The sequence below is a fragment of the Sediminicoccus sp. KRV36 genome (assembly GCF_023243115.1).
Lineage (GTDB): Bacteria > Pseudomonadota > Alphaproteobacteria > Acetobacterales > Acetobacteraceae > Roseococcus.
In genome coordinates, this window is record NZ_CP085081.1 from 3355912 (window position 1) to 3375306 (window position 19395).

Sequence of the window (19395 nt, forward strand, 5' to 3'; positions counted from 1 at the left end):
GGACCCCACCGCACCATGAGGCAAGGGGTTGGCGCGGCCCTGCCCCGCAAGGAGGATGATCGGTTCCTCCGCGGGCGCGGGAAGTATGTGGGGGATATCCAGCTGCCAGGCATGCGGGAGGTCGCCTTCCTGCGCAGCCCTGTGGCGCACGGGATCATCCGCGCCATCCGCGCACCCCAGGGCGCACAGGTCTTCACCATGGCGGATCTCACAGGCGTGCTGCCGATCCGCGCCCCCTCCTCCCTTCCGGGCTTCCGCCGCACCGACCAATGGCCGCTCGCGCAGGGCCGCGTCCGCCAGGTGGGTGAGCCCATCGCCATGGTGGTGGCCGCCACACGCGCCGAAGCCGAGGATATCCTCGACGCCATCGCTCTCGATATCGAGGAACTGCCGGCCGCAACTGACATGCTGGCCCATCGCGCCGGTCCGCCGATCCATGAGGGCTGGCCCGACAATGTGGTTCTGCAAGCCCTCGTCGAGGACGATATCAGCGATGTGCAGGCCCCCATCGTCATCCGCCGCCGCCTGCGCACCGCGCGCCAGCATATGGCGCCGATCGAGGGCCGCGGCGTCGTCGCGCGCTGGGACTCCCGCCTGGGCCAGTTGGAAATGCACACCTCCTCGCAGATGGTGCATGTGACCAAGACGGGTCTGGCCGAATGCCTCGGCCTGGCGGAATCCGCGGTGCGGATCATCAGCCCCGATGTCGGCGGTGGCTTCGGCTACAAGGGCATCCTGTTGCAGGAAGAGGTCGCCATCGGCTGGCTCGCCCGCAAGCTGGGCGGCACGCCGCTCCGCTGGATCGAGGACCGGCGCGAGGGCCTATCAGCCCAGGCCAATTGCCGCGAACACCATTACGACATCACCGTCCATGCCGATCGTGACGGCACCATCCTGGCGCTGGATTGTGAGGCGCATGTGGATAGTGGCGCCTATTCGGCCTATCCGTTTTCAGCCTGCCTGGAGGCGGCGCAGATCGGCTCCATCCTGCCCGGCCCCTACATCGTGCCGCGGTTTCGCTGCAAGACCTGGAGTGTCGCCACCAACAAGCCGCCCATCCTGCCCTATCGCGGTGTCGCGCGAACCGGTGTCTGCTACGCGCTGGAAACCACGCTGGATGCCGTGGCGCGTGCGGCCGGCATCAGCCCCGTGGCACTCCGCCTGCGCAACCTGCCCAGCGCCGCGCAGATGCCCTACATCAACGTCACGAAGAAGATCTTCGACAGCGGCGACTACCCTGAAGCGTTGCGCCGCGCGGCCGAAGCCGTGGATGCCGAGGGCTTCGCCGCCCGCCGGGACGACGCCCGTGCGGAAGGCCGGCTGATCGGCCAGGGCTTCGCCATCTTCTGCGAGCAAGGTGCGCATGGAACCAGCGTTTATCACGGCTGGGGGATCCCCTTCGTCCCTGGCGCCGAGCCCTGCCAGGCGCGCCTGACGCCGGACGGCGCGCTGGAACTCCGCGTGGGCGTCCACAGCCATGGCCAGGGGATGGAGACGACGTTGGCCCAGGTGGCGCATGAAATCCTCGGCGTGCCGGTGGAGCGCGTGCAGCTCATCCACGGCGATACAGCATTGACGCCTTATTCCACCGGCACCTGGGGCAGCCGCTGCGCCGTGATGGCCGGCGGCGCCGTGGCCGAGGCCTGCACGGAACTCCGCAGCCGCCTCATCCCGATGGGCGCCCATCTGCTGCAGGACAAGGACGCGATCTTCGCGGAAGGCGCCGTGCGCGCCGGCAATGCGAGCGTCAGTGTTGCCGAAATCGCCCGCACCTTCTTCCGCGCGCCGCAAAACCTGACCGAGGCGATGCAGGCTGAGGGCCTGGACTGCACGGTCGGCCACAAGACCGCGCGGGACACCGGCACCTTCAGCTACGCCTGCCATGCGGTGGAGGTGGAGTTGGATGCGGCGACAGGCCATGTGCGCCTTACGCGCTATGTGATCGTCGAGGATGGCGGCGTGCTGCTCAATCCCCTGATCGCCGATGGCCAGGTCCTGGGCGGCGCGGCGCAAGGCATCGGCACCGCGCTGTTCGAGGAAATGCCTTATGACACGGGCGGCCAGCCGCTCGCTTCCACCTTGGCCGACTACATGTTGCCCGGCGCCTCGGATGTGCCGGACATCGAAATTCTCCATATGGAAACGCCCTCGCCCATCAGCCGCTTTGGGCAGAAGGGCATCGGCGAGAGCGGCGCCATCGGCCCGCCGGCTGCGATCGTGAACGCGATCAACGACGCCATCGCGCATCTCGGCTGCGAGGTGACGGACCTGCCGGCGACGCCGGATCGCATCCTGGCGGTGCTGGCAAGCGCGATCCCCACGCCGGCCGACACCGGCCGCCAGCTTCGCGGTGCGGCATGAAGCCCGCCGCCTTCGAACATGCCGCCCCGGCCGATACGCGCGGCGCATTGACGCTGCTGGCGCAACCCGGCGCGAAGCCGCTCTCGGGCGGGCAATCGCTTTCGCCCATGATGAATCTGCGGCTGGTGCGGCCAGCGCTGCTGGTGGATGTGAAGCGGCTTCCTGACCTGCGCGGAGCCCTCGAAGCGGCGGACCATATCCGCTTCGGCGCCGCCATCACCCACGCCGAGATTGAGGACGGCGCCGTCCCCGACCCGAGCAACGGCCTGATGCCACATGTGGCCCATGGCATCGCCTACCGCGCCGTGCGCAACCGCGGGACGCTGGGCGGCAGCCTCGCCCATGCCGACCCTGCCGCCGATTGGCCTGGCGTGATGGCGGCACTGGGCGCCAACATCATCGCGCTCGGCAGCCAAGGCGAGCGCCGCATCCCCGCCGAGGCCTTCATCCTCGCCCCCTTCACCACCGCGCTGAAGCCGGGCGAAATCATCCTGGCGGTCGAGGTGCCACGCCTGCCCGCCGGCGCGCGCTGGGGTTATTGCAAGATCAACCGCAAGATCGGCGAATTCGCCAAGGCCATCGGCATCGCCATCGAGCGCCCGCGCCGGCTTCTGGCCGGCGCCGTGGAAGGCCCGCCGACGCTGCTGGAGAGCGTGGATGACATCCCAACACGGCTACCCTGGCTGGACGCCGCGGCCCAGCGCCTCAGCGGCATCGCCTTGCAGCGCGCCATCGCGATGATGGAAGCCGCATGAACTCCACCGATTCAGACCTCCGCGCCAAGCAGGCGCTCCGGCCATCGGAGGCAATGTGAGCGCCACCGATTCAAACCTCCGCGCCAAGCAGGCGCTCCGGCCATCGGAGGCAATGTGAGCGCCACCGATTCAGACCTCCGCGCCAAGCAGGCGCTCCGGCCATCGGAGGCAATGTGATCACCCTTCATGTGAATGGTGCGCGGCGCGAGGTGAGCGCCCCCGCCCGCACCCACTTGGCCGATGTGATCCGCGAGCATTGCGGCCTCACCGGCACGCATCTGGGCTGCGAACAGGGCGTCTGTGGCGCCTGCACCGTGCTGGTGAACGGGGCTCCAACCCGCTCCTGCCTGATCTATGCGCATGAGGCGGCCGGGATGGAGGTCACCACCATCGAGGGGCTGGACGAGGATCCCGTGGCCGAGGCCTTGCGCGCCGCCTTCAACCGGCACCACGCCCTGCAATGCGGCTATTGCACGCCGGGCATGATGATGACGGCGCGCGATATCGTGATCCGCCTGGGCGCCGTGGATGAGACACGCATCCGCGACGAACTGGCCGGCAATCTGTGCCGCTGCACCGGCTATCGCGGCATTGTGCGAGCCATCGCCGAGGTGGCCGCCACACGCCCCGCCGCACTGCCTCTGGCGCGGCGCGAAGCTGCCATCCCGGCTCCGCCGCCACCGCCCCTGGCCGTCAACGCGCCACCGGTTGACGCGGCGCTGCCCAACCATCTTGAGCATCGCGAAACCCTGGCCATCCCGCCGGATGTCGCCTGGCTCATCCTCTCCGACCCGGCCCGCATCGCCGACTGCGTGCCCGGCATGCGCCTGATCCGGCACGAGGGCACGTTGGTGGAGGGCGAGATGGCCGTGAGCCTTGGCCCCTTCGCCGTCCGCTTTGCCGGCCTGGGCACATTGACGCTCGATCAGGCGGCGCGCATGGGGCGCCTGCGCGGCCAGGGGCGAGATGGCGCGAATGGTGCCGAAGGCGAGGTCCAGTGGCGGTTGGAGCCAGATGGCGAGGCCTCCCGCCTGCTCCTGGAGCTGGGCTGGCGCCTGACCGGCCCGCTCGCGCAATTCTCCAGGCCGGCGCTGCTGCGCGGCGTGGTGGCCGCGATGGCAGCCGATTTCGCCCGCAACCTGGAGCGCCAGGCGCGCGGTGAAGCCGTGGTGGCAAAGGCCAGCTTCTGGGGCCTGCTGCTGGGCTGGTGGCGGGCGCTGATCCGGCGCTGACCCGCGCTATTCGCGGTTTTTCTTGCGCCACTCATCAATCGCGGCCATGGCTTCCTGCTTGGCCACCCGCTCGTGCTGGCCCATCACATCGCCCGTGTTGACGGGCTTGGCGGCAGCCGTGGCGCCGTCATAGGTGGTCCAGCGCCAGTTATTGCGGCCCTTGAGGGGGCCGACCGTGAATACGCAACCGCGATGTTCCATAGCTCAACGTCCATTTTGAGGGCAGCGACCAGAACGCCCGGCGGGACCTCGGCCCAGCCAGGTGTGCCCCGCGCTTTCCCTTTGTTTTCCATAAGCATGCTGCATGCACGGGGCAGAGCTGCTCGGTTCCCTCACCATCGGGCTCCGAGCGACATGCGTTCCGCATCGCAGATGACCAGAGCTTGTTCCGCTCGCAAGGGCTCACGAAACAACCTCTAGACCATTAATTTTCGAGCATCATTATCCGCCCAAACGATTCTGTTTGAACGGATGGCGCTCTGGTCACTTGCCGCAGGAGCCCCCCATTTCGGAGATGCCCAAGGGCAGGTGATTTTTCAACATTTATAGTGCCTTGCGGGTCGGATACGTGCCTTGGGCGCTATCCAGCAATGAAACAGACAGACAAGCCCCTGCCCTGCTTCCTCTTCCCCACAATTCAGGCGAATAACATATCCGCCTGCCCACGGCCATCCAGGCAGGCGGTCGGCGTGGTGACGGGAAGCAGTCCATCCCAAGCCTTCGGTCAACCGCCGCACCTCATGCAGCCACGACGCGCCGGGCGACGATGGTGTGCCGCTCGGCCTTGACCGTGCCGAACATCGCATAGGCTTCGACAAATTCCACCTCGAAGCCCAGTTGGCGGAAGATCAAGCGATACAGGTCGGCCGAGAGGCGCCACCAGACATAGGGGTGATTGGCCGACCACTCCTGATGGGGGCGCATGAAGAGCCCGGGCGTGAAATCCACATGCGTGAAGCCGATCACCACCGCCTCCTTGGCCACACGGGCAATTTGACCGATGGCGGTGACGGGATCCGAGAGATGTTCGATGATCGCGCAGGCCAGCACCACATCCTGCTCCGGCACCAGCTGCGCCAGTTGCCCGACATCGCCGTAGACGACCTTCACGCGCGACTCATATTCATGCCACGCATACCAGAAGGCGCTCTTATAGGCGATCAGGCCCTGCTCGCTTGCTGCGTTCCAACGGGCGCGGTCCTGGTGGTACAGCGTGCTGGCGAAGGGCACCCATTGGAACCGCGCGACGCTATCGGCATCGAAGGCCGTAACATCCGCCCCCCGGTTATCCATCTCAAAGGCGATCGCGCCTGTACAGGTCCCTACATCCAGAACGCGCTTGCCCCGCAGATCGAGCCCGCCGGTATAGGCCTCGAAATCCGGGCGGATATCCCATTGGCCTTCGACCGGCCCTGTCTGGGGCAAATACATGCTGTGATAGAAGACGCAATTCGCCAGTGCAGGCTTTGGCCACGGCATCTCGTACATGCCGGCCAGTCCCTCAGGCATCCATCTTGAGGGCAGCGATAAAGGCGCTTTGCGGGATTTCGACCTTGCCGAATTGCCGCATGCGCTTCTTGCCTTCCTTCTGCTTGTCCAGAAGCTTGCGCTTGCGGCTGATGTCGCCGCCATAGCACTTGGCCGTCACGTCCTTGGACATGGCGGAGATCGTCTCACGCGCGATGACCCGCCCGCCGATCGCCGCCTGGATGGGGATCTTGAAGAGCTGGCGCGGGATCAGCTCCTTCAGCTTCTCGCAGATCTGCCGACCGCGCCGGTCAGCCTGGTTGCGGTGCGCCATGAAGGAGAGCGCATCCACCGGCTCGGCATTTACCAGGATGGAAATCTTCACGAGGTCGCCCTGCTCATAGCCTTCCATGGCGTAGTCGAAGCTCGCATAGCCGCGGCTGAGCGATTTCAGGCGATCGTAAAAATCGAACACCACCTCATTCAGCGGCAGCATATAGACCGCCATGGCGCGGGTGCCGACATAGGTCAGCTCCACCTGGCGGCCGCGGCGCTCATTGCAGAGCGTCAGGACGGGGCCGAGATACTCATCCGGCACCATGATGGTCGCCTTGATCCAGGGCTCCTGGATTTCGGCGATGAAGGTGGGGTCCGGCATATCCGCCGGGTTATGCAGGTCGAGCTCTTCGCCGTTGTTCTTCTTGAGCTTGTAGACGACGCTGGGCGCGGTTGCGATCAGATCAAGGTCGAACTCGCGCGAAAGTCGCTCCTGCACGATTTCCAGGTGCAACAGCCCCAGGAAGCCGCAGCGATAGCCCAGGCCGAGCGCCGCCGAGGTCTCCATCTCGTAATGGAAGCTGCTGTCATTCAGCCGAAGCTTGCCCACACTTTCGCGCAGCTTCTCGAAATCATCGGCATCCACCGGGTACAGCCCGCACCACACGACGGGAATGCTGGGCTTGAAGCCGGGCAGCGCCTCGGTCGCGGGGTTGCGGTCATCGGTCAGGGTATCGCCGACATTGGTGTCGGCCACTGTTTTGATGGCGGCGGTGACAAAGCCCATCTCGCCCGGGCCAAGGCTGTCGGCCGCGACCATCTTGGGCGTGAAATAGCCGACCTGCTCCACGGTATGCACGGCGCCATTGGACATCATGCGGATCTTCTGGCCCTTGCGCAGATGCCCATCGCGCACGCGCACCAGGACCACCACGCCCAGATAGGCGTCATACCAGCTATCCACCAGCAAGGCAGTCAGCGTCTTGGACGCATCGCCCCTGGGCGGCGGCAGGCGGGTCACGATGGCTTCCAGCACGCCCTCGATGTTGAGCCCAGTTTTCGCCGAGATCATCACGGCATCCGAGGCATCGAGGCCGATCACATCCTCGATCTGCTGCTTCACCCGGTCCGGCTCGGCCGCCGGCAGATCAATCTTGTTCAGCACCGGCACGATTTCGTGGTTCGCATCCAGCGCCTGGTAAACATTGGCCAGCGTCTGCGCCTCGACCCCCTGGGAGGCGTCCACCACCAGCAGCGAGCCCTCGCAGGCAGCGAGGCTGCGGCTCACCTCATAGGCGAAGTCCACATGGCCCGGCGTGTCCATGAGGTTCAGCGTATAGATCAGCCCATCCTTGGCCTTGTAGTTGATCCGGACGGTCTGCGCCTTGATGGTGATGCCGCGCTCGCGCTCGATATCCATGCTGTCGAGCATCTGTTCCTTCATGTCGCGCAGCGCCACGGTCCCGGTGGACTGGATCAGCCGGTCGGCGAGGGTGGATTTTCCATGGTCAATATGGGCGACGATGGAGAAATTGCGGATGAGGTGCAGCGGCGTTTCGGTCATGGGAGGGGAGATAGGGCCAAAGCCGGGGAAGTCAAAGCGCTGAAAGGCAGTCCCAGGGTTTTGCTTCCCGCAGGGCAAGGAATATCCCAAGATCGTCGCCGAACCGGGAACAACCCGGCCGGAGGAACCCCCATGACACTGACCCGCCGCATTGTCCTGCTGGCCGCCCCTGCCCTGCTGCTTGCCGCACCGCGCGGCCAGGCGCAGGGCTTTCCCGCCCGACCCTTGCGAATCGTGGTGCCCTACTCGCCAGGTGGTGTCTCCGACATCACGGCAAGGTTGATCGCCGAGCCCATGTCGGCCGCCCTGGGCCAGCCGGTCACGGTGGAGAACCGGCCCGGGGCCGATGGCATCATCGGCACGGATGCGGTCGCGAAATCCCCACCGGATGGCCATATGCTGGGCCTGACCTCGGTCGGCCATGCAGTGAATGCCGCACTTTACCGGCTGCCCTTCGACACGGTGCGGGACTTCACCTTCCTCAGCATGACGACCCGCACGCCCCTCGTGCTCTGCGCGGCGCCCAGCTTCCCGGCCAGCACGCCGGCCGAGTTGGTCAGCCACGCGAAATCCCTGCCAGCTGGCCGCATCACCTTCGCCGGCTCGGCCGGGGTGGTGCGCCTCGCGCCCGTCCTGTTCGCGCAGCAGACCGGTATCGAGCTGACCTATGTCCCCTATCGCGGCAGCACCCACGCCCACCCCGACCTGATCGCGGGCCGCGTGAACATCATGTTCGACACGGTGCCCGCCGCCCTGCCGCATATCCAGGGGGGTTCGCTGAAGGCGCTCGCCACCACGGGCGCCACCCGCGCGCCGCAGCTGCCCAATATCCCCACCCTGAGCGAGTTCCTGCCGGGCTTCGAGGCCTCCACCTGGGGCATGCTTTTTGGCCCGGCCGGATTGCCGCCGCCGGTGACCACCCGCCTGGTGGCCGAAATCCATGCCGCATTGCGCCGGCCGGAGATTCTGGCCCGGCACCAGACGCTTGGCGCCGAGGTCGTGACAACGACGCCGGAGCAAAGCCGCGACTTCGTGGAAGCCGAGATGGCGAAATGGGGTGCGGCGGCACGCGCGGCGGGCATCACGCAACAAAATGCCGGGTAGCGGCCGGCTCCCGCTCCTGCATGAAGCAGACTGAGCCGAGCCGGCGCGGCTACTCGATCCGCGCGCCCGAAACCCGCACCATTTCCGCCCAACGCGGTGCATCGGCCGCGATCAGCGCTGCCGTCTCCGCGGGGCCAGCGCTGGTCGCCAGCACCAGGCCGCTCGCCCTGAGCCGGTCGGCGAGGCCTGGCGCATCGGCGCTGCGCAGCACCCCATCGGCGATGGCGCGCTGCACCTCGGGCGGCGTGCCGCGCGGGGCGGTCAGCGCGTTCCAGGACTGCATGTCGAGATCGCCAAGGTTGAGGTCGGCGAACTCGCCCAGCCCCGGCACCTGGGGCAGCAGCGGGCTGCGGGCGTTGCTGCCCACGGCCAGCGGCATCAGCCGCCCCGATACGACATGCGGCATCAGCGCGGGCATGAAGTCGAACACCATGTCGATCTGCCCGCCCAATAGGTCCGTCAGGGCCGGCGCCCCGCCGCGATAGGCGATATGCTCGATATTCGCCCCAGACCGCCGCGCGATGGTAGCGATCAGCAGATGCGCGGCCGAGCCATTGCCGGCCGACCCCTTGGTGACGCGCGCCCCCGGTTGCTTGGCCGCATTCACCAGGGCGCGGAAATCCGTCCAGCCCCGCTCCCGCGCGCGCTCGGCGGTCACGCAGCAGAGCACGGTGGAGGTGACGAGGCGGATGATGGGCACGAGGTCCCGCGCCGGGTCATAGGGCGGGCGGTCCATCATCATCGGCAGTGCGGTGAAGAAGGGGATGCTGAGAATGCCCAGCGTGCTGCCATCCGCCGGCGCCTGCATCACCGCCTGCACGCCGAGCAGGCCATTCGCCCCGCCCCGATTATCCACCACGATGGACTGGCCGGTGCGCGTCGTGACGGCATCGGCCCAGATGCGGGCGATCGCATCGGCAGCACCCCCCGGCGGGAAGGGCACCACCCAGCGCATGGGCCGGCTGATGATCTGGGCATGGACAGAGGTAGAGGCAGCCAGCGTGCTGGCGAGGAGCGCGCGGCGGGCAATCATCGGGCGGCCTCCGTCTGGCGATGGGCGAAGTTGCGGCGGTTCAATTCCAACCGATGGTCGAGATACAGCAACGGCTCATAGCGCGCGGGATTGCCCTCACTGACGCAGCTCGGCACGCAGCGGATCACCGCGTCATTGCTCGGGCCGTAGAAGAAGGGGATGGCGTAGCGCATGGCGCGGTTGTTGTTCACCACGCGATGCGGCGTGGGCGCGAAGCGGTCATTGCTGTAGCGCCCCAGCATTTCCGCCGTATTCACGACGAAGGTGCCGGGGATGGCCGGCGGGCGCAGCCACTCACCTTCCCGCGTGCGGACTTCAAGCCCCGGCAGCGCCGATTGCGCGAGATAGGTGGTGAAGTTGGTATCAATATGCGGGGCGAAGCCGAAGCGGTCCGCCTCATCCTCGGGTTGTGGCTGGTAGCGGATCAGCCGCAGCGTGCAGGTCGGGTCCGCGAAGTCGGCATCGAAGTGGTCGGCCGCCAGATCGAGTGCGCTGGCAAAAACCGGCAGCATGCTGCGCGCCAGGCGCTCCATGGCGTTGAAATAGGCCATGGTGGGGGCTCGAAAATCGGGCAGGCCAGGCGGCCACTTATTGGGTTGCGCGAAGGGCTTGCCCGCCAGCACATCGGGATCATCCGGCGCGCGGTCATGGGTGATGTAGAAGCTCTCATTCAGGTTGGGCTTCTTGACCTCTGCCACCTTGGAGGTGCGGATCACCTGCGCCCCGGTGGGCAGGAAGCCGATATTGAGGTCGCCGATCTTGAGTGCCAGCTTCTCCTCGTCCGGCAGCGCGAAGAAACGCGCGGCGGCGTCGAAGCAGCCATCGATCAGCCCTTGGGCGATGCCATGGCCGGCGAAGACGAGAAAACCAGTATCCTCGCAGCTGCGGGCCACATGGCGGGCCAATTCCGCCCGCGCGCCCGCCTCGCCGCGCAGAAATGCCGAGATATCGAGAACGGGGATGCGGCCTTCGGCCAGGGTCATGCTCATCATTTTTCTCCTCAGGCCGGCAGCATGCCGATGCGGCGCAGCGCTTCGCGCTCCGTCTCGAACTGGACGCGCACCGCGGCCGTGTAGTCCGCGCTGTTGAGATAGAGCGGGCGTTGATGGAACCGCTCCAGCGCCGCCAGATGCGCGGGATCGAACAGCGCGGCCCGGAAGCCGTCATGCAGCCCCTGGATGATCGCAGGATCCATCCCGCGTGGTGCAGCCAGGCCGTATTGCGCCTCGGCCACGACCGGAATGCCGAGTTCCATCAGCGTCGGCACCTGGGCGAAGCGTGGCGGCCGGGCAGAGCCCCAGGTGGCGAGCAGGCGCAGCCGCCCCTCCTCCACCATGGGCGCCCAGGAGGAGCTTTCGCCCGCTGCGTCAATCTGCCCGGCCAGCAGCGCGGTCAGTGTCTCCGCCGTGCCGCGATAGGGCACATGCGTCCAGGTCACGCCCGCCTGCGCAGCGATGCGCTCCATGCCCAGATGCTGGGAGGAGGCGATGCCCAGTGTGCCGTAGTTCAACCGGCCCGGATTGGCGCGCGCATGGGCCAGCAATTCCTCCAGCGTCTGCCAGGGCGAATCCGCCCGCACCACCGTCCCGAAGACCGAGCCGGTCAGCTGGATGATCCAGGTGAAGTCCGTCATCGGATCAAAGGCCGGGCGCGGCGAGAGCAGCGGCACGCGAAACACGCCCGGCGGCATTTGCGAGACGACGCTGCCATCCGGACGCGACTCCTTGAGCGTGGTCGCCCCCAGCGTGCCGGTGGCGCCGGGCCGGTTCTCCACCACCACCGCCTGGCCGAAATGCCGCGTTGCCACCTCGGCGAGGACGCGGAAATGCGTATCGGCAGGGCCACCCGGCGGCCAGGGCACGATGAGGCGGATGGGGCGTTCCGGCCGCCAGGCGGCCTGCGCCAATGCGGGTGTTGCGAGCAGGCCCAGCAGGGCAGCGCGGCGCGGAAGCACGGGCATGGCAAACCCCTTCTGGAGTGCGGAGCAAAACGCTCCCACACTCGCATGGCAGCGTCAAAGTGGAAGGAACTCCCATGCCGAAAACCGCCATCTCCAGCGACCAGGTCTTCAAGCCCGCCCTGCCCTTCGCCCAGGCCAGCAAGGCGGGCGGCTTCGTCTTCGCCTGCTCGATCGGGCGGGACCGCGAGGGACGCTTTGCCATTGACGACGTGCGTGCGCAGACACAGCAGACGATCGATAACATCCGCGCGCTGATCGAAGCCGCCGGCGGCACCCTCGATGATGTGGTGAAGTGCACGGTCTATGTCACGGACCGAGCGAATTGGGCGCCCATGAATGAGGTGTATTTCGCGAATTTCGCGGAAAACCCACCGCATCGCGTCTCCTGCATCGTCAGTGGCCTGGGCTCGCCCGATTGCCTCGTCGAGATTGATGCGACGGCTTATCTCGGCACGGATTGAGGCAGCAGCGGTGCCAGGCGCAGCATCGCGAAAGCACCGATCAACGGGCCCATACCCAGGAGGGCGAAGGCCCCGCCCCAGCCCAGCGCCGGCACCGCCCAGGCCATGAGCTGGATCGCCGGCACGGTGAGCAAAAACCCCGCGCAGGTCTGCACCGTCAGCATGGTGCCGACCAGTTCGGGGGGCGCGCAGACCGAAGTGCAAGCGCTGAACTGCGCGGAATCCGCCACCACGCTGACACCCCAGATGGCGGCCAGCACCAGCGTCAGGGGCAGCGCCCAGCCCGCCGTGCTGCCGATCAGCATCGCGCAGGAGCCCGAGACGAACATGGCGAATGCGGCCATGCGCGCACGATTGAAGCGATCCGCCAGCAGCCCGAGGCCCACGCAACCGATGGCGCCAGAGCCCACCACCATCGCGGTGATCCAGCCGGCATCGCCACCCGCACCCTGCTGCGCCAGGAACAGCCCCACCCAGGCCCAGACGGCGTAGAGTTCCCACATATGGCCAAGGTATCCGGCATTGGCGAGGCGCAGCCGCGGGTCGCGCCAGGCCAGCAGTACAGCGCGCGGGTTGAAGGGCGGGCGCCGCGCTGTATTCGGCCCCTCGCGGAAGGGCAGGATCAGCGCGCCGCCGAGCAAGGCCAGCAGCCCGGCGGTGAGGTAGATCTGCCGCCAATCGACCGAACCCAGCAACCCGGGCAGCGCATGGGGCGCCGCGGAACCAATGGTCAGCGCCCCCACCACGATGCCGATCAGCAAGCCCAGATCACCACGCTGGCTTCGCTGCGGCGCCGTGCATGCCGCCGCCCCTGGCGATCCGCTGCGCGCCCAGCCCGCGGCGAGCTTCATGCCCACCGGATACACCCCCGCCATGGCCGCCCCCGCCAGAAAGCGCAGCGCAAAGGCGCCGAGGCCAGCGGGCTCGATGAAGGCCTGCACCAGCGTGCCTGCGCCCGCGACCGTCGCCGCCCCGAAAAACAGCGCGCGCGCGGGCCAGCGATCCGCCAGGGAGAATATCGCCGAAGTGAGCGTGCCCAGGACGAAGCCCAATTGCACCGCGGCCGTCAGCCAGCCCGCCTCGGCACGGGTGATCACGCCGTCGCGCAGCAGCGCAGGCACGGCGGCGGTGCCCGCGAACCAGATAGCCGGAGCAAGGATGATCGCGCCCGTCAGCAAAGCGAGGTTGCGCAGCTTTCCGCTTTTCATCGCCCAGGCTTCTCCGTGCGGCATATGGCTTGCATGCCATAGCGCCGAAGCCGGCGCCACCATGGCGCTGCCCCACGGAAAACCGAGACATGAGCACCACACGTCGCAGCTTCACGGCCCAAATTCTGGGCGGCATCGCCGCATCCGGCAGCGCCTTGGCGCAGACCGCGCCGCAGGCCTGGCCCACACGGCCAATTTCCATCGTCGTCCCCTATGTTCCGGGCGGCCCGTCGGATCTTCTGGCGCGCTCCCTCTCCGGCCCATTGCAGGCCGCGACGGGGCAGACCGTGCTGGTGGAAAATCGCACCGGCGCGAATGGCGTCGTCGCTGTCCAATACGTCACCCGGCAGGCAGCTGATGGGCATACGCTTTTCATCGCGGCGAGCGGGCTGATGACCATCACCCCCATCCTCACGCCCCGCGCGCCCTTCGACCCGGAAAATGACCTGACGCCGATCACCCTGGCGATCAGCGCGCCCAACCTCATGGTCGTGAATCCCGCGGTGCCCGCCAGCACCCTCACCGAACTGATCGCCTGGCTGAAGGCCAATCCGACGCGCGCGTCCTATGGCTCCTCCGGCATCGGTTCCTCGGAGCATCTGGGCATGGAATTGTTCAAGCTGCGCACCGGCACCGAGCAGACGCATATCCCCTATCCGGGCGGTGGTGCGGCAGCGACGGATCTACTCTCCGGCACCTTGCAGCTCGGGCTCTTGAACATTGCGACCGTGGCGCCGCACGTGACGGGCGGAAGGCTGCGCCCCATCGCCGTGGGCGGCACGCGCCGCCACCCCTTGCTGCCCGAAGTGCCGACCTTCGCGGAGGCGGGCCTCGCCGACTACACCAGCGGCAGCTGGCACGGCATCGTCGGGCCGCGCGGCATGGCAGCACCATTACAGGCGCGGGTCGAGGAGACGCTGCGCACCACCCTGCGCAACCCCGAGATCGCCGCCCGCCTCGCCGCCACCGGCTTCACCGTGGAAGCGACCGATGGTGCCGCACTGGCACGCATCATCACGGCCGACCTGACCCGCTGGCGCGAAGTGGTGCGCAGTGCCGGCATCACGCCGGCCTGAGGGCGGATCGGATGGCTGCCTGGCCTCAGCTGCGCGAGGAGGTGACATAGAACGGCGCTGATGCCTCGGCCGGCAGATAGTCGCTGTAGAAATCCCGCATGAAGGGGAGGACCCGGCGCGACACCAGGCGCCGGCGCTCCTCCTCATCGGTGCGTGGCCGCTTCAGCAGATCGGCCAGGGCGTTCAGCGCGGCGTCCTTGTCCACACGGGTGAATTTGCGGTCGCGGTAGATCACCTCGCCATGGACCATCACGGTCTCGACGCCGCCCGTCTTGGCGCGCTGCACCACGGCCGAGAGCACATCCGTATCCTCATCGAGGAAGGGGAAGGCGATCTGCCGCCAATTCATCAGCACGATATCCGCGGCCGCACCTGGAACCAATCGGCCGATGCTTTCGCCAAAGCCTGTCGTGGTCGCGCCATGCTCGGTCGCCATGCGGAACACCTGTGCCGGCGTCGGCACATCGGCCTCATTCATGCCGGGCACGCGGTGCTGGCGCAGCACCATGCGCATTTCCACCAGCATGTCGCGGTCATCGTTCAAGCCCGCTTCGTCTATCCCGATGGCCACGCGCACACCGCGCTTCTCCCAGCGGTTCAGCGCCGCAACACCGCTGCGCAGCCGCAGGTTGGAGGAGCAGTTGTGGCAGATGCGCGTGCCCGTCTCCGCCACACGCTCCACCTCCGCCTCGGTCAGCCAGACGCCATGGCCCAACGTGCAATGCGGCCCGAGAAGCCCGGCGCGGTCCAGCTGTTCCAGCGCGCCGACGCCCGCCCGCCGATGCGCGTATTGCTTCTGATACTGCGTCTCCAGCAGGTGGATGTGATGCGGCACCCCGGTGCGCTCGCAGGTGGCGCGGACGCGCTCCAGTGCCGCATCACTGCACCAGTGCAGATTGGCCGGCGCAAGCTGGATCGCGATGCGCGGATCATCCGCGAAGCGCGCGCGCAACTCGTCAAACAGGGCAAAGTGATCATCCAGCGGGGCCAGTTGCCGCGCCAGCATCGGCGCCAGATCCCGCGCGAGATCCGGCGGAAGCCGCGCGAGGAACGCCTGATCCGCCTCATAGACCAGCAGGTTCTGGTCGCGGATGCCATGCGCATAGGAGACGCGCATACCAAGCTGCTGATAGGCACGCAGCGTCTCGCTGGCGCCGGCCACCATATTCTCCAGCGGCGCTGGCAGGCGGCCTTGCAGGTGCTGCACCGTGGTGATGCCGCTCTCCACCATCTCGAAGGCGGAATAGAGCGTGTCCAGTCGCAGATCCACACTGCGCGCGGCGAGCCTGGTGCCGAACCACAACTCCAGCGGCATGTCGGGCGAGCCCAGTTGAAGCGGCGTCAGGCCGACATGATGATGGGCGTTCACAAAGCCCGGCAGCACGACATGATCGGGCGAGCCGAGCACCTCATCCACCACATGCCGCCGCGCCAGATCCTCATAGGTGCCGACCTCGATGATCACGCCGTCCTTCTGCAGGACGGCGCCATACTCGATGATCTCGGCCGTATCGCGGTCCAGTGCGCGGCAAATCACGTAGCGCCCGCGGATCAGCGTGGTGCTCATGGGGCGACATCCTCGGTGACGAACATCATCCTGGTACGCATGTTCGGAATCCTCGCTTGCCTCGCGGCGATGGTTGGGGAGAGGCGACCACACCGGCGCCCCACGGTTTCAACGCAACGTCTGAGACATTCACCAATCCTGCCGCTTGCATCATCCCTTTGACAACGCTGGCGCGATGCCATTCTGTCGCATCGCCCAGCATCAAAAGTACCGCAGCGCAGGTCCGCATCAGGAGGCCAGGGCCAATTCCTGCCTACGCCGCAGATGCGGCAGCACATCCCGGCCGAGACGTTCCAGCGCTGCCAGAACCTGGCCCTGCGGCAGGCCGGAAAAGCCCATGTAGAGGCTCATATGCGAGGGCCGCAGCACACGCATGTCATGCGCCAGGATGCGCGCAACCTTCTCGGCCGGGCCGATCGGCGCACGCTCCAGCAGCCACTCGATGCTGGGCTCGCCCTCATAGGGCAGGGAGCGCATCAGCACGCCATCCCGCTGCGGCACAGGATCGCGCAAGGAGAGCGTGGTACGCGCGAGCTTGAGCAGCCCTTCAGCGGCCGCGCGCTGCTCGGCCGCGTCATTCGTGACGAAGACGTAGCGCTGGATGCCAAGCGGAATGTCACGCCCGGTAAAACCGCCCGCACGATAGCCCGCCTCGGCCTTGGCCTTGAGGGGCAGGGCCGCTTCGGCCTCGCGCAGGCCCTGGCTGATCAGTGGGGTCGCACCGCTGCGCGCAGCCCGGGCCAGAAGCTCCGGACTGCCGCCCGCCAGGAACAGCGGCGGAAGGGTGCCGGGAATGCAGATCGGCGTCGGGGGAATCTGGAAATGAACGCCGGAATGATTCACCACGCCGGTGCGCAGCCCCTGCTCCAGGATGTCCCAGGCCTCGCTCAGGATCGCTGTGCGGGCTGCGATATTCACGCCGAAGCTGCGAAATTCATGCGGTTGGTGACCCGTGCCGATGCCCAGATTGAGCCGCCCGCCGCTGAGCAGATTGAGCATCCCCACCTCCTGCACAACCCGCAGGGGATGGTGCAGCGGCAGCACCACCACGGCGGGGCCCAGCCGGATGCGCCGGGTCAGCGCCGCGCAATGCGCCGCCATCATCAACGGGGAGGCGCAGACGGAAGCGCTGGTGAAATGGTGCTCCGCGAACCATGTGGCGTCGAAGCCCAGCGCCTCGGCCTGCTGGACCGCGGCGATGGTGGTCGCCATGACCTCTTCCGGGGTTTCCTGCGCATGATTCAGCGACATCAGGTTGAACAGCGCGAATTCCATGCGAAGCGATCTCCGGGCCGGCGGCGGCCGCCAAAGTTAACAGGAATATCGCAGCACTTGTCGACCAGCGGTGGCATGATTTGCGCTGCACCGCGGGGCCATCGCTGACAGCGCGAAGCGGATGCGCTATTTGACGGGCATGAATCTCAAAGCCCATGCTCATCGAGTCCTGCGCGCCGCCGCCATCGCCGAATTGCCGAACCACTACAGCGGCAAGGTGCGCGAAAATTATGACCTGCCCGATGGCAGCCGCATCCTGATCGCGACGGATCGCCTCAGCGCGTTTGACCGCATCCTCTGCTGCATCCCCTTCAAGGGCCAGGTGCTGACGCAGACCGCCCGCTTCTGGTTCGAGCACACGGCCGATCTCTGCCCCAACCACGTGATATCCTATCCCGACCCCAATGTGGTGATCGCGAAGCGGCTGGAGATCCTGCCGGTCGAGATCGTGGTGCGGGACTATCTGGCCGGCACCACCGGCACCTCGGTGCTCACCATGTACAAGGCCGGCCAGCGCCACATGTATGGGGTCACCCTGCCCGATGGCATGCGCGACAACCAGCGCCTGCCCCACCCCATCATCACCCCCACCAGCAAGGCGTTCGACGGCGATCATGACGCGCCCCTGACACCCGACGATATCCTGGCGCGCGGCCTGCTCACGCCGGCTCAGTGGGAGCAGCTCAGCGCCTATGCGCTGGCACTCTTCGCGCGGGGCCAGAAGATGGCGGCGGAGCGGGGGCTGATCCTGGCCGATACAAAATACGAATTCGGGACCGATGCCGAAGGCCGGGTCATCCTGGCCGATGAAATCCACACCCCCGACAGCAGCCGCTACTGGCGTGCGGCGAGCTTCCAGTCGCGCTTCGAGGCCGGCGAGAAGCCGGAGAGCTTCGACAAGGATTTCGTCCGCAGCTGGGTCGCGGCCCGCTGCGATCCCTATCACGACGCAATCCCCGAAATCCCGGAGGAGCTCATTCTCGGCACCGCCGCGGTATACATCGAGGCCTTCGAGACCATCACCGGCCAGCGCTTCACCCTGCCGGAGGGCCCGGAGGATGTGCTGGACCGCGTGCGGCAGAACCTGCGCCCCTATTTCACCCAATAAGGGCCGGACTCAGGCCGGGGCGGGGTGGAGCCAGGCATACCAGTCGCCGATCTCGCTGGAAGTGGCGAAGCTGACCTCGGGGTGATCCGCCAGTTCCTGCATCACGGCGGTGAAGGATTCCATGCGATGCGCCACACCGATCACATGCGGGTGCAGCGCGATGGTCATGACACGCGTGCGGGAAAATCCATCACGCGCGAAGAAGGCCATGCTGTCGCGAATGCGGTCCGCCAGCGCCGATGACGTGTGCTGGCCGATGACATAGACCGGCACATCGTTCAGCTCGACCGTATAGGGGATGGACAGCAAGGGCCCTTCCGCGGTGGTCATCCAGACCGGTACATCATCCACCAGCCAGTCATGCAGATAGGTGATGCCGTGGCGTAGCAGCACCTCCGGCGTATCCGCCTTCTCGCTCAGCCCGGCACCCAGCCAGGCACGGACCTTCTGACCGGAGAAGCCACGCATCACGGCGAGGCACTGCTCCACGATCTCCGCATCATTCTCGAAGGTGGCCAGGGCGCGCTGATACAGCCCATGGCCGACGAATTCCCATTCCGCCTTGAGCATCGCCTCTGCCAGGCGCGGGTAATGCGTGCAGATCTCGGAATTGGAGAGGTTCGAGGCACGGATGCCAAGCTGCCGGCAAAGCTCCAGCAGGCGGGGCATCCCCACGCGCAGGCCATATTCCACCCAGGTGAAATTCGGCACATCCGGCACGGCGCGAATGCCATGCGGCGGCGGCAGCACCGCACGCGGCATGGGCTGGTCGAAGGGCCAGTGCTCGACATTCACCGCCAGGTTCACGATGACGCGCTTGCCCCGAAAGGGCGGCAAGGGAGGCGCATCGCCCTCCATCTGGAAGGGAATGCGGGGATTGGCGTCAGGCATGGCTCACTCCGAGGGATGCGTGAGGCTCCCATGCGCCGCGCATGACGCGCAAGCCAC

At 66.9% G+C, this 19395-nt stretch carries 17 protein-coding genes; 7 read left to right on the plus strand and 10 right to left on the minus strand.

Annotated features, from left to right (window positions below; genetic code table 11):
• Nucleotides 1-111 precede the first annotated feature (111 nt).
• The 3 genes from LHU95_RS15895 (at nucleotide 112) to LHU95_RS15905 (ending at nucleotide 4348) form a co-directional block, all read left to right on the plus strand.
• On the plus strand, nucleotides 112-2361 hold the full coding sequence (locus LHU95_RS15895; RefSeq protein ID WP_248707940.1) for a xanthine dehydrogenase family protein molybdopterin-binding subunit: 2250 nt from the start codon (nucleotides 112-114) through the stop codon (nucleotides 2359-2361).
• Nucleotides 2358-3116 (plus strand): FAD binding domain-containing protein, encoded by a 759-nt coding sequence (locus LHU95_RS15900; protein WP_248707941.1) that lies wholly within the window; start codon nucleotides 2358-2360, stop codon nucleotides 3114-3116. The genes LHU95_RS15895 and LHU95_RS15900 overlap by 4 nt, the downstream gene beginning before the upstream one ends.
• Before the next feature lie 173 nt (nucleotides 3117-3289).
• Entirely contained in the window at nucleotides 3290-4348 is a 1059-nt protein-coding gene (locus tag LHU95_RS15905) for a 2Fe-2S iron-sulfur cluster-binding protein (protein WP_248707942.1), read from the plus strand.
• A 6-nt stretch (nucleotides 4349-4354) separates the two neighbouring features.
• On the opposite strand, the gene LHU95_RS15910 is transcribed toward LHU95_RS15905, so the two are convergent.
• From LHU95_RS15910 to lepA, 3 genes are all read right to left on the minus strand, one after another.
• A complete protein-coding gene (locus LHU95_RS15910) occupies nucleotides 4355-4549 on the minus strand; it encodes a hypothetical protein (RefSeq protein ID WP_248707943.1) in 195 nt (64 codons plus the stop codon).
• Nucleotides 4550-5086: 537 nt separating this feature from the next.
• Nucleotides 5087-5836, minus strand: coding sequence for a class I SAM-dependent methyltransferase (locus LHU95_RS15915; RefSeq protein WP_248707944.1), 750 nt, complete (start codon nucleotides 5834-5836; stop codon nucleotides 5087-5089).
• A gap of 13 nt (nucleotides 5837-5849) precedes the next feature.
• Complete coding sequence (gene lepA, locus LHU95_RS15920; RefSeq protein WP_248707945.1) at nucleotides 5850-7655, minus strand: translation elongation factor 4; 1806 nt, start codon at nucleotides 7653-7655, stop codon at nucleotides 5850-5852.
• Between the two features lie 132 nt (nucleotides 7656-7787).
• Here lepA and LHU95_RS15925 point away from each other — a divergent pair, with 132 nt between their 5' ends.
• The gene (locus LHU95_RS15925) at nucleotides 7788-8759 is read left to right on the plus strand and encodes a tripartite tricarboxylate transporter substrate binding protein (protein ID WP_248707946.1); all 972 of its coding nucleotides are present in this window, start codon (nucleotides 7788-7790) and stop codon (nucleotides 8757-8759) included.
• 49 nt (nucleotides 8760-8808) lie between these two features.
• Here the strand turns inward: LHU95_RS15925 and LHU95_RS15930 are convergent, their stop codons facing one another.
• From LHU95_RS15930 to LHU95_RS15940, 3 genes are read right to left on the minus strand one after another with little or no spacing between them, the layout of a single operon-like run.
• Entirely contained in the window at nucleotides 8809-9792 is a 984-nt protein-coding gene (locus LHU95_RS15930) for a tripartite tricarboxylate transporter substrate binding protein (RefSeq protein WP_248707947.1), read from the minus strand.
• Nucleotides 9789-10781 (minus strand): 2-oxoglutarate and iron-dependent oxygenase domain-containing protein, encoded by a 993-nt coding sequence (locus LHU95_RS15935; protein ID WP_248707948.1) that lies wholly within the window; start codon nucleotides 10779-10781, stop codon nucleotides 9789-9791. Before LHU95_RS15935 ends, LHU95_RS15930 begins: the two co-directional genes overlap by 4 nt.
• 11 nt (nucleotides 10782-10792) lie before the next feature.
• The gene (locus LHU95_RS15940; protein WP_248707949.1) at nucleotides 10793-11752 is read right to left on the minus strand and encodes a tripartite tricarboxylate transporter substrate binding protein; all 960 of its coding nucleotides are present in this window, start codon (nucleotides 11750-11752) and stop codon (nucleotides 10793-10795) included.
• Nucleotides 11753-11826: 74 nt separating this feature from the next.
• Here LHU95_RS15940 and LHU95_RS15945 point away from each other — a divergent pair, with 74 nt between their 5' ends.
• A complete protein-coding gene (locus LHU95_RS15945) occupies nucleotides 11827-12213 on the plus strand; it encodes a RidA family protein (RefSeq protein ID WP_248707950.1) in 387 nt (128 codons plus the stop codon).
• Here the strand turns inward: LHU95_RS15945 and LHU95_RS15950 are convergent.
• A complete protein-coding gene (locus tag LHU95_RS15950; protein WP_248707951.1) occupies nucleotides 12195-13421 on the minus strand; it encodes an MFS transporter in 1227 nt (408 codons plus the stop codon). The two genes, LHU95_RS15945 and LHU95_RS15950, sit on opposite strands and share 19 nt — an antisense overlap.
• An 89-nt stretch (nucleotides 13422-13510) precedes the next feature.
• Here LHU95_RS15950 and LHU95_RS15955 point away from each other — a divergent pair, with 89 nt between their 5' ends.
• Nucleotides 13511-14497, plus strand: coding sequence for a tripartite tricarboxylate transporter substrate binding protein (locus tag LHU95_RS15955; protein WP_248707952.1), 987 nt, complete (start codon nucleotides 13511-13513; stop codon nucleotides 14495-14497).
• Nucleotides 14498-14522: 25 nt separating this feature from the next.
• Here LHU95_RS15955 and LHU95_RS15960 read toward each other — a convergent pair whose 3' ends face one another.
• Both LHU95_RS15960 and LHU95_RS15965 read right to left on the minus strand, forming a co-directional pair.
• Complete coding sequence (locus LHU95_RS15960) at nucleotides 14523-16064, minus strand: amidohydrolase family protein (RefSeq protein WP_248707953.1); 1542 nt, start codon at nucleotides 16062-16064, stop codon at nucleotides 14523-14525.
• 228 nt (nucleotides 16065-16292) lie between these two features.
• Nucleotides 16293-17339, minus strand: a complete 1047-nt coding sequence (locus LHU95_RS15965) for an LLM class flavin-dependent oxidoreductase (RefSeq protein WP_248707954.1) — start codon at nucleotides 17337-17339, stop codon at nucleotides 16293-16295.
• Between the two features lie 139 nt (nucleotides 17340-17478).
• Between LHU95_RS15965 and LHU95_RS15970 the strand changes: the two genes are divergently transcribed.
• Nucleotides 17479-18447 (plus strand): phosphoribosylaminoimidazolesuccinocarboxamide synthase, encoded by a 969-nt coding sequence (locus tag LHU95_RS15970; RefSeq protein WP_248707955.1) that lies wholly within the window; start codon nucleotides 17479-17481, stop codon nucleotides 18445-18447.
• Nucleotides 18448-18456: 9 nt separating this feature from the next.
• Here LHU95_RS15970 and LHU95_RS15975 read toward each other — a convergent pair whose 3' ends face one another.
• Nucleotides 18457-19338 (minus strand): hypothetical protein, encoded by an 882-nt coding sequence (locus LHU95_RS15975; RefSeq protein WP_248707956.1) that lies wholly within the window; start codon nucleotides 19336-19338, stop codon nucleotides 18457-18459.
• Nucleotides 19339-19395 lie beyond the last annotated feature (57 nt).